The sequence below is a fragment of the Komagataeibacter kakiaceti JCM 25156 genome (assembly GCF_000613305.1).
The window spans coordinates 1-10,037 of the sequence record NZ_BAIO01000054.1; the positions used below are offsets into that span (position 1 = coordinate 1).

The window sequence follows — 10,037 nt, forward strand, 5'->3', positions numbered from 1 at the left end:
GCCATTGTCGCCACCGCGCTGTCCGCCCTTGGCGTACCGCATTCGCGGCAGATGGCCTGACGCACCGCTCCGTTCGGGAAGACAGGCACCGCGCATGGCAAAACGTCGCGTCGATCAGATGCTGGTGGACCGGGGGCTGGTGGAAACCCGCACCCGGGCGCAGGCGCTCATCATGGCCGGGCTGGTCCATACGCCCGACCGGCGCATCGCCAAGGCCGGTGAACAGATACCCGAGGATACGCCCCTGACCCTCAAGGGGCAGGACCATCCATGGGTATCACGCGGCGGGATCAAGCTGGCGCATGGGCTGGAACATTTTGGCCTGTCGCCCGCGGGGCTGACCTGCTTGATGTCGGGGCCTCGACCGGCGGCTTTACCGATGTGCTGCTGCATGAAGGCGCGGCCAGGTCTATGCCGTGGATGTCGGCCACGGGCAGCTCGCATGGAAACTGCGCAGCAATACCGAACAGGTTGTCGTGCTGGAAAAATGCAACGCCCGCGCGCTGGACGCCACCCTCATTCCCGACCCCATACAGGCGCTGGTCTGTGACGCCAGCTTCATCGGGCTGCGTACGGTGCTGCCCGCGGGGCTGGAACTGTGCGTGCCGGGCGCGTGGGCCATCGCACTGATCAAGCCGCAGTTCGAGGCCGGACGCGACGCCGTGGGGGCCAAGGGCGTGGTACGCGACCCGGCGGTACATGAAGCCGTGTGCCACATGATCCACGAATGGTGGTCGGCCCTGCCGGGCTGGAGCGTGCTGGGCATCGACCCCAGCCCCATCACCGGGCCGGAAGGCAACCGGGAATTCCTGATCGCGGCGCGTAAGGAAGGCTGATCGGCGGTCGCATCCGCCATCGGGGTTGTGATACACAGGCGGAAACATGGGGAGAGACGCATCCCCTCCCCCCGAAATGACATGAAAAACATAGGCAGCACCGCGATGTCCGCAGCCCCCGCATTACCGCCTTCACCACCACGCGACGGGACGGCGGCCGCGCTCCTGAATGATGAGGAACGCACGCGCATCCGTGCGAAATCCGCGCAGTTCGCCCCGCCCACCGCCGCCCTGCCCGATGGCCGTCGCGACCTTGTGGGCCTGTCGCGGGAGGAACTGACGGACATCATGGTGGAGATTGGTGAAAAACCATTCCGCACCAAGCAGTTGTGGCACTGGATCTACCATCAGGGCGTGACCGATTTTTCGCGCATGAGTTCCATCGCCCGCCCGTTGCAGGAAAAGCTGGCCGAACGCTTCATCGTCGGCCGCCCCGGCGTAGTAACGGAGCAGACATCGCAGGATTCCACGCGCAAGTTCCTGTTCCGCTTCCGCGACGGGCAGGAAGCCGAGACCGTGTACATTCCCGACCGGCAGGAAGACCGGGGCGCGGTGTGCATATCCTCGCAGGTGGGCTGCACGCTGTCATGCACCTTCTGCCACACTGGCACGCAGGCGCTGGTGCGCAACCTGGGCGCTGCCGAGATCGTGGGCCAGTTCATGGCCGCGCGCGACAGCTATGGCGAATGGCCCAGCCCGAAGGGGGAAACCCCGCGCCTGCTGTCCACCATCGTGCTGATGGGCATGGGGGAGCCGCTGTACAATTACGACAACGTGGCCAAGGCCATGCGCATCATCATGGATGGCGAGGGGATCGGGCTTTCGCGCCGGCGCATCACGCTGTCCACTTCCGGCGTGGTGCCGATGATGGACCAGTGCGGCGCGGAGCTGGGCATCAATCTGGCCGTTTCCCTGCATGCCGTGCGCGACGACCTGCGTGATGAGATCGTGCCGCTCAACCGCAAATACCCCATTCGGGAGGTCATCGCCGCCTGCCGCCGTTACCCCGCCGCCAGCAATGCGCGCCGCATCACGTTCGAATACATCATGCTGCGCGGCATCAATGACAGCGAGGCCGATGCCCGCGAACTGGTGCGCCTGATTTCGGGCATTCCGGCCAAGGTCAACCTGATCCCGTTCAACCCGTGGCCGGGCAGCAGCTACCGCCCCTCCACGCGCGAGCAGCTTGAGCGGTTCGCGAAAATCGTGATGGACGCGGGTTTCGCCTCCCCCATCCGCATGCCGCGCGGGCGCGACATTCTGGCGGCGTGCGGGCAACTGCGCACCGAAAGCCAGCGCCTGCGCCGCAACGCGCGTGAGGACGCGCCCACCGATACGGTGGAATGACGTAAAAATCCGCCCTTCACTTCTGGTCGCGCGCGCCACGGGATGCTAGGAGGACATGCCGCCGGCTTGCCGGCAAATTATTGTCAAAAGTTCTGTCGACAGGAGAGTTCTCCCCATGGCCGCCAAGGATGTCAGGAAGGTCGTGCTCGCGTATTCGGGCGGTCTTGATACTTCCGTGATTCTGCGCTGGTTGCAGACCACCTATAACTGCGAGGTCGTAACCTTTACGGCCGACCTTGGCCAGGGCGAGGAACTGGAACCCGCCCGCCGCAAGGCCGAAATGTTTGGCGTGAAGGAAATCTTTGTCGAGGACCTGCGCGAGACCTTCGTCAAGGACTTCGTCTTCCCCATGTTCCGCGCCAACGCGCTGTATGAGGGGCAGTACCTGCTGGGCACGTCCATCGCCCGCCCGCTGATCGCCCAGCGCCAGATCGAGATTGCCGAACAGGTCGGCGCCGACGCCGTGGCCCATGGCGCCACCGGCAAGGGTAATGACCAGGTCCGTTTCGAACTGGCCTATTATGCGCTCAAGCCCGACATCACCGTCATCGCGCCGTGGCGGGAATGGGATCTGACATCGCGCACGCGCCTGCTCGCCTTTGCCGAGGAACACCAGATTCCCATCGCGAAGGACAAGCGCGGCGAAGCGCCGTTCTCGGTCGATGCGAACCTGCTGCATTCCTCCTCCGAAGGGAAGCTGCTGGAAGACCCGGCGGTCGGCCCCGACGAGATCGTGTTCCAGCGCACCATCTCCCCCGAAGCGGCACCGGACAAGGCCACCGAAATCACCATTGACTTCGTGTCCGGCGATCCGGTTGCGATCAATGGCGTCGCCATGTCGCCCGCGACCCTGCTGGCGCGCCTGAACGATCTGGGCCGTGACAACGGCATCGGTCGTCTTGACCTGGTGGAAAACCGCTTCGTGGGCATGAAGTCACGCGGCATCTACGAAACGCCGGGCGGCACGATCCTGCTGACCGCGCACCGCAGCATCGAGAGCATCACGCTCGACCGCGAGGCCATGCACCTCAAGGACAGCCTGATGCCGCGTTATGCCGAGATCATCTATAACGGGCTGTGGTTCTCCCCCGAGCGGCGGATGCTGCAGGCGCTGATCGACCAGAGCCAGCATTCGGTCTCGGGCCGGGTGCGGCTCAAGCTGTACAAGGGCAATGTGATCTGCGTGGGCCGCGAAAGCCCCAACAGCCTGTATGATACCCGTGTCGTCACGTTCGAGGATGATGAAGGCGCGTACAACCAGGCCGACGCGCAGGGCTTCATCCGTCTCAACGCGCTGCGCCTGCGACTGGGCGCGAAGATCGGCCGCCGTGGTGGCGCGCTCTGATCTTTCCGTTCCTTCCTCCATCTTCTCCAACTTCTGGCCGAGGTGTCATGAAACGTTTTTCGCGTGTCATTCCCCTTCTTCTCGCTGCCTCCGTGCCGTGCCGCTGGCGGCATGCGGCGGCGCGAAACAGGATGATCAGCCGGAGCTGACCCCCGCGCAGTTCATGGACAACGTGCGCAAGCAGCCCGGCGTGAAGACCCTGCCGGACGGGCTGGCGTACAAGGTCCTGAAATCCGGGCCGAAAGACGCGGCGCAGCCGACCATCAACGACAGTGTCATGGTCATTTACGAAGGGCGGCTGCCCGATGGCGGCATCTTCGACAGTTCCGACCAGCACGGCCATGGCGCGTATATGCAGATGCCGCTGGAAATGGTGATCAAGGGCTGGCAGGAAGCCGTGCCCATGATGCATGTCGGGGATACGTGGATGCTGTACGTGCCACCGGAACTGGGTTACGGGCATAAATCCATGGGCATCATCCAGCCCGACAGCCCGCTTATTTTCAAGATCCAGCTTCTGGGTGTCTCCCACTCCGGCCACTAGGCGTTTCAAAAGCCATTCATCCCACGGGTGAATGGCTTTTTTAATATGGGGGATGGCGGAAGACCCCGGCCATGGCGCCACAACTTATTGCCAGCCCGAGCGGCCCCATCTTGACCAGCAGGGGCAAAAAAACGGAAAACGCTTTTCATGCAACGCCTATTTTCCGGCATTCAGCCGACCGGTATCCCGCAGCTTGGCAATTATCTGGGTGCGATACGCAACTGGGTGGCCCTACAGCGCGATCATGAATGTATTTTCTGCCTGGTGGACATGCACGCCATCACCACATGGCAGGAACCCCAGGCCCTGCGCCAGCAGACACTGGCGCAGACCGCCGTCCTTCTGGCGTCGGGCATCGATGCGGAACGCAACATCCTGTTCAACCAGTCCGCCGTCAGCGCGCATGCGCGGCTGGGGTGGATTTTCAACTGTGTCGCGCGCATCGGGTGGCTCAACCGCATGACCCAGTTCAAGGACAAGGCGGGCAAGGACCGGGAGAAACATTCCGCCGGGCTATACGTCTATCCCGACCTGATGGCGGCCGACATTCTGGCATACAAGGCCACCGCCGTACCGGTGGGTGATGACCAGAAGCAGCATCTTGAACTGACCAACGACATCGCCCAGAAATTCAACCATGACTACGGGACCGAATTCTTCCCGCAGGTCCAGCCCCTGATCCCGCCGCAGGCGCGCGCGTGATGAGCCTGCGCGATGGCAGCAAGAAAATGTCCAAATCCGATCCTTCCGCCCAGAGCCGGATCGAGATGACGGACGATGCCGACGCCATCGCGCTCAAGATCAAGCGCGCCAAGAGCGATTCCGAGCCCCTGCCCTCCGAGGAAGCAGGACTTGAAAACCGCCCCGAGGCCCGCAATCTTGTCACCATCTACGCCACCCTGTCCGGTGAGAGCGTGGCGGATGTGCTGACCCGTTTTGGTGGTCAGGGTTTCGGGCCGTTCAAGACGGCGCTGACCGAAGTGGTGGTCAATGCGATCTGCCCCATCGCATCGGAAACGGAACGCCTGCTGAAGGAACCCGGATTCCTGTGTGACACGCTGCGCGCGGGCGCACGACGCGCCAGCGCCATTGCCGAACCCATCGTATCGGAAGCGGAAACGCTGGTGGGCTTCCTGAAATAAGCATGAAAGGCGGCGCCATGCGCCAGGAACTGCACAGCCTTCAGGTCGCGACCCATGGCCGGGGTCTGGTCTCCATCGACCGGGCGGTTCTGGGCTGGGTACGACAGAGCGGGATTGAAACCGGGCTGCTGACCCTATGGTGCCGCCATACCTCCGCCTCGCTTACGGTGCAGGAAAATGCCGACCCCACGGTGCGGGAGGATATCGAACGCTATTTCGAGACCCTCGTGCCCGAGGAGAGCGGGCGCTACATCCATGACGACGAAGGCCCGGACGACATGCCCGCCCACCTGCGCGCCATGCTGACCAACGTGCAGCTTTCCATACCCGTGGCGGATGGTCGGCCCGTGCTGGGCACGTGGCAGGGGCTTTACCTGTTCGAACACCGCCGCCGCCCCCACCGGCGCGAGATCGTGCTGCACCTGATCGGTACGTGATCCCGCGCCACGAGCAGGTCAGCCGCCATTCAGGATGGCGGCATGGTGCGCGATATGGTCAGCGATGAATGACTGGATGAACCAGTAGGAATGATCGTATCCGGCATGCAGACGCAGCGCCAGTTTCTGACCCGCCTGCGCCGCCGCGTCCCTGAACGGTTCGGGGCGGAGCTGATCGTGCAGGAACTGATCCGCCTCGCCCTGATCGATCAGGATTTCCGTGGGGTGGGTGTGACCCGCCTCAAGCAGGCATGTCGCGTCCTCACGCGCCCATGCGGCGCGGTCTGGCCCCAGATAGGCGGTAAACGCCTTCTCCCCCCATGGCACGATGGCGGGGTGGCAAATGGGCGCGAAGGCCGAGACCGATTTCCATGCCCGCGGGGCGCGCAGCGCATGCACCAGCGCCCCATGCCCGCCCATGGAATGGCCCATTATGCCCCGCCGCGTGTCATCAACCGCGAAGCTGGTCCGGATCAGTTCCGGCAGTTCGTGGCCGATATAGCTGCCCATGCGGTAATGCGCGCGCCATGGTTCGCGCGTGGCGTCGAGGTAGAAACCGGCTCCGGTGCCCAGATCATACGTCTCGTCCTCCCCCGGCGCGCCCGCGCCACGGGGTGAGGTATCGGGCGCGACCAGCGCCAGGCCATGCTCGGCCGCGAAGCGCACGGCGTTGGATTTGATGAGGAATGTCTCCTCCGTGCAGGTCAGGCCCGCCAGCACGAACAGCACCGGCACCTTCTCCCCCGCCAGCGCGCGTTCGGGCAGGAACACGCCAAAGCGCGCCTCCAGCCCCAGAGTGGTGGAGGGGTGGCTGTAAAAGCCGACCCGCCCGCCGCAGCTTGCATGTTCCTCACGCATCGTGATGGCTGTCATGTTCATGCGCTCAGAACTCGACAACGGTGCGGATGCTCTCACCCTTCGCCATCATGTCAAAGCCTTCGTTGATGCGCTCAAGCGGCAGTTTGTGCGTAATCAGGCTGTCGATGTCGATGCGGTTTTCCATGAACCAGTCCACGATTTTCGGCACGTCGGTACGTCCCCGCGCGCCCCCGAAGGCCGATCCGATCCACCGCCGCCCGGTCACGAGCTGGAAGGGGCGCGTGCTGATTTCCTGCCCCGCGCCAGCCACCCCGATAATGGTGGAGACCCCCCAGCCACGATGGGCGCATTCCAGCGCCTGACGCATCAGCGTGGGATTGCCCACGCATTCGAAGGAGTAGTCCACGCCCCCGCCGGTCAGTTCCACGATATGGCCGACCAGATCGCCATCGGGGCCGAGGTCCTTGGGGTTGATGAAATCGGTCAGGCCGAATTTGCGGGCAATGGCCTCGCGCTCGGGGTTGATGTCGATGCCGATGATGCGGTCAGCCCCCACCATCTTCGCGCCCTGGATGACATTCAGCCCGATACCGCCCAGCCCGAACACCGCCACCGTGCTGCCCGCCTCCACCTTGGCGGTGAACAGCACCGCGCCGATTCCGGTGGTGACGCCGCAGCCGATGTAGAACACCTTGTCAAACGGGGCGTCGGGCCGGATCTTCGCCAGCGCGATTTCAGGCAGGACCGTATAGTTCGCGAACGTGGAGCAGCCCATGTAGTGATGGATCGGCTGCCCCCTGAACGAGAATCGCGACGTGCCGTCGGGCATGACCCCCCTGCCCTGCGTGCCACGGATGGCCGTGCACAGGTTGGTCTTGCGCGACAGGCAGGATTTGCACTCCCGACATTCCGGCGTGTAGAGCGGGATCACGTGGTCGCCGGGGCGCAGGTGGCGCACGCCGGGTCCGACCTCCCTGACCACGCCAGCCCCCTCATGGCCCAGGATGGCGGGGAACAGCCCCTCCGGGTCCGCGCCGGACAGGGTGAACTTGTCGGTATGGCACAGGCCGGTGGCCTTGATTTCAACCAGAACTTCCCCCTCCCGGGGGCCTTCCAACTGCACCGTCTCGATCTCAAGCGGTTTGCCGGCTTCAAAAGCCACGGCTGCCCTTACGTCCATAACCGGTTTTTCCTTAAATTCATCATGGGTCCATGGACCATCCCGTTTCGTTACGATTAAGGGCATCGAAAGGCATGCCGTCAATGCCACCCGTCCCCGACCCGCCCATGCGCCGGTTCGATGACAATTCGATGACAAATCATGCCGTCCCGCGCGCACGCCCCCGCAGGCCGGCGCGGATATGATATGATATGTGACGCAAGGGTCCAGTTGTGGCGACCCCGCCTCCATCCAACATCTTTGCCGGAAACCCCATATGGTCATTGATCGCAGAATTGGTTTGTGGATCCTGATACGTGAAAGCCTGCTTTCGCTGGTGCTTTTATGCGCGTGGGATGTGGTCGTGGTGGTCATGTTCCAGATCTTCCATCAGGACTGGATGGAACAGCCCACCCTGCCCGTCTCCCTGATCGGGTCGGCGCTGGTGCTGTTCATGAGCTTTCGCAACAACAGCGCCTACAACCGCTGGTGGGAAGGACGGACCCTGTGGGGGGCGGTGACCAATAACAGCCGCTCCTTCGCCCGGCAGGCGGGTACGATCCTGTGCGGCTGCCCCGACCTGGCCCGGGCCATGGCGGCCTATCCCTATGCGCTGCGCGGGGCGCTGGCGCGGGTGGACGCGACCGAGGACATCATGCGCCTGCTGCCGCAATCCATGCAGCCGGGCATCGAAGGCCGGGCGAACATTCCCGCCGCGATCCTGTTCCAGATCGGGCTGCGGGTGGATGCCGAATCCCGCAGGCTGGGAATCGACGGCGCACTGCAGGGGCAGATCGACCGCATCCTGTCGGACATGAGCAACGCGCAGGGCGGGCTGGAGCGCATCCGCAACACGCCGCTGGCCATCCAGTTCTCCGTCCTGCCGAAGGTGGTGGCCGTGGTCTTCTGCATCATCCTGCCACTTTCCATGGTGCAGACGCTGGGGTGGATCACGCCGCTGGGGTCATCGCTGGTGGGGCTGCTGTTTGTCGCGCTGGACAAAATCGGCAACGACCTTCAGGATCCCTTCAGCATGACGCCCCATGGCATGCCCATGCTGACGATTTCCCGCAATATCGAGATCGACCTGCTCCAGTCCTGCGGCCTGCCCGCCCCCGCGCCGCTGGCCCCCGTACGGGGCGTGCAGGCTGATATATGATTAATGGATGACAGTGCCCGATCCGGCGGGAAGGGATCAAGACAGAAGGGGGAATTTATGCTATACACCCCCCATGAGCATGTTCAGAACTACCCAGAAGGGCACTGTGACCGATGCAATGGCCCGGACGGCCGCGGCGACCACGGCCGCCGAAGCGAAGTCCAGCAGGGCCGTAAAAGACGAGGATCCATTCCGTGAGGGCGATGCCATCGTCTACGCGGCGCACGGGGTCGGACGTGTTGACCGGATCGGCGTTGATGAAATTGCCGGAACCAAGCTGGAAATGATCCAGATCTCCTTTCCCGGCAACCAGATGACGCTGCGCATCCCCCTGTCCAAGGCGCGCAAGTCGGGCCTGCGCAAGATCGTCTCGCGTGAGATCGTGGACAAGGCCATGGCCATCATCAAGGGCAAGCCCCATGTCAGCCGTGGCATGTGGGCGCGGCGCGCGGTGGCGTATCAGGAAAAGATCAATTCCGGTGATCTGGTCCAGATCGCCGAAGTCCTGCGCGACCTGCGCCGCAATGTCGACAGCCTGGACGGCAGCTTCAGTGAACGCAAGCTGTTCGAAGCCGCGCAGGAACGCTTCGTGGCGGAAGTGGCCGTGCTGGAAGGCAAGGAGCCGACGGAAGTGCTCGAAAAACTGACCGAGGTCATGAAGGCGGCCTGAACCCGCCTTCCGGCCCCCCATCAACCCCCTACCCGCCCGCCGGCCCTGTGCCGGCGGTTTTACTATGGGCATGGCCGCGCCCGAAGGGACGGCCCCGGCGTGCCCGCACGCGACCCGACACAAGAGGACACAAATGGACGCTGACCTGAAATGCCCCACCTGCGGCTGCGCGCATGTCTACCCCGATGGCAGCCTGTGGGTCTGCCCCGAATGCGGCCATGAATGGAACCCGCAGGCCGACGGCGCCCCCACACCGGGCGATGACGCGGTGCGGGACGCCAACGGCAACGTACTGGCCGATGGCGATACGGTAACCGTCATCAAGGATCTCAAGGTCAAGGGATCGTCGCTGGTCGTCAAGGGCGGGACGAAGGTGAAGAACATCCGCCTGGCCGATGGCGGCGATGGCCATGACATCGCCTGCAAGATCAACGGGATCGGCGCGATGAACCTGAAATCGGAATTCGTCAGAAAATCCTGACGGACGGCCCCTCTGTAACGCCCCCCCCCCGTGTTTCCGCCTACTCCGCCCGGGCGGGGCGCGGGGGACGCACCACCAGCATGATCGCCCCACCCGCA

General features: G+C 63.9%; 9 protein-coding genes and 3 pseudogenes. 9 read left to right on the forward strand and 3 right to left on the reverse strand.

The annotated features are described in order from the left end of the window. A partial coding sequence (locus JCM25156_RS30825; protein WP_242402498.1) for a hypothetical protein occupies positions 1 to 268 on the reverse strand: 268 nt, incomplete at its 3' end. Here JCM25156_RS30825 and JCM25156_RS21825 point away from each other — a divergent pair. The 6 genes and pseudogenes from JCM25156_RS21825 to JCM25156_RS05570 all read left to right on the forward strand — a co-directional run bounded on the left by JCM25156_RS21825 (position 173) and on the right by JCM25156_RS05570 (position 5,651). Further along, positions 173 to 836: pseudogene (locus JCM25156_RS21825) on the forward strand (TlyA family RNA methyltransferase). The gene JCM25156_RS30825 and the pseudogene JCM25156_RS21825 sit on opposite strands and share 96 nt — an antisense overlap. 105 nt (positions 837 to 941) lie before the next feature. After that, the gene (gene rlmN, locus JCM25156_RS05550) at positions 942 to 2,183 is read left to right on the forward strand and encodes a 23S rRNA (adenine(2503)-C(2))-methyltransferase RlmN (RefSeq protein WP_025812410.1); all 1,242 of its coding nucleotides are present in this window, start codon (positions 942 to 944) and stop codon (positions 2,181 to 2,183) included. Between the two features lie 115 nt (positions 2,184 to 2,298). Next, entirely contained in the window at positions 2,299 to 3,528 is a 1,230-nt protein-coding gene (locus JCM25156_RS05555; RefSeq protein WP_025812411.1) for an argininosuccinate synthase, read from the forward strand. Between the two features lie 47 nt (positions 3,529 to 3,575). Continuing rightward, positions 3,576 to 4,072: pseudogene (locus JCM25156_RS21830) on the forward strand (FKBP-type peptidyl-prolyl cis-trans isomerase). A 147-nt stretch (positions 4,073 to 4,219) separates the two neighbouring features. Further along, positions 4,220 to 5,214: pseudogene (gene trpS, locus JCM25156_RS21835) on the forward strand (tryptophan--tRNA ligase). Positions 5,215 to 5,231: 17 nt separating this feature from the next. Next, positions 5,232 to 5,651: a secondary thiamine-phosphate synthase enzyme YjbQ gene (locus JCM25156_RS05570; RefSeq protein WP_025812412.1), complete on the forward strand. Its 420-nt coding sequence runs from the start codon at positions 5,232 to 5,234 to the stop codon at positions 5,649 to 5,651. A gap of 18 nt (positions 5,652 to 5,669) precedes the next feature. On the opposite strand, the gene fghA is transcribed toward JCM25156_RS05570, so the two are convergent. Both fghA and JCM25156_RS05580 read right to left on the reverse strand, forming a co-directional pair. Next, a complete protein-coding gene (fghA, locus tag JCM25156_RS05575) occupies positions 5,670 to 6,524 on the reverse strand; it encodes an S-formylglutathione hydrolase (protein ID WP_025812413.1) in 855 nt (284 codons plus the stop codon). Between the two features lie 10 nt (positions 6,525 to 6,534). Further along, positions 6,535 to 7,650 carry an S-(hydroxymethyl)glutathione dehydrogenase/class III alcohol dehydrogenase gene (locus tag JCM25156_RS05580; RefSeq protein ID WP_025812414.1) on the reverse strand — a complete coding sequence of 372 codons (1,116 nt, stop codon included), beginning with the start codon at positions 7,648 to 7,650 and terminating at the stop codon, positions 6,535 to 6,537. 256 nt (positions 7,651 to 7,906) lie between these two features. Between JCM25156_RS05580 and JCM25156_RS05585 the strand changes: the two genes are divergently transcribed. The 3 genes from JCM25156_RS05585 (at position 7,907) to JCM25156_RS05595 (ending at position 9,939) form a co-directional block, all read left to right on the forward strand. Beyond that, positions 7,907 to 8,788 (forward strand): bestrophin family protein, encoded by an 882-nt coding sequence (locus JCM25156_RS05585; protein WP_025812415.1) that lies wholly within the window; start codon positions 7,907 to 7,909, stop codon positions 8,786 to 8,788. A gap of 73 nt (positions 8,789 to 8,861) precedes the next feature. After that, complete coding sequence (locus JCM25156_RS05590; RefSeq protein WP_025812416.1) at positions 8,862 to 9,458, forward strand: CarD family transcriptional regulator; 597 nt, start codon at positions 8,862 to 8,864, stop codon at positions 9,456 to 9,458. A 133-nt stretch (positions 9,459 to 9,591) separates the two neighbouring features. Then, positions 9,592 to 9,939, forward strand: coding sequence for a zinc ribbon domain-containing protein YjdM (locus JCM25156_RS05595; RefSeq protein ID WP_025812417.1), 348 nt, complete (start codon positions 9,592 to 9,594; stop codon positions 9,937 to 9,939). The last annotated feature ends 98 nt before the right edge of the window (positions 9,940 to 10,037 follow it).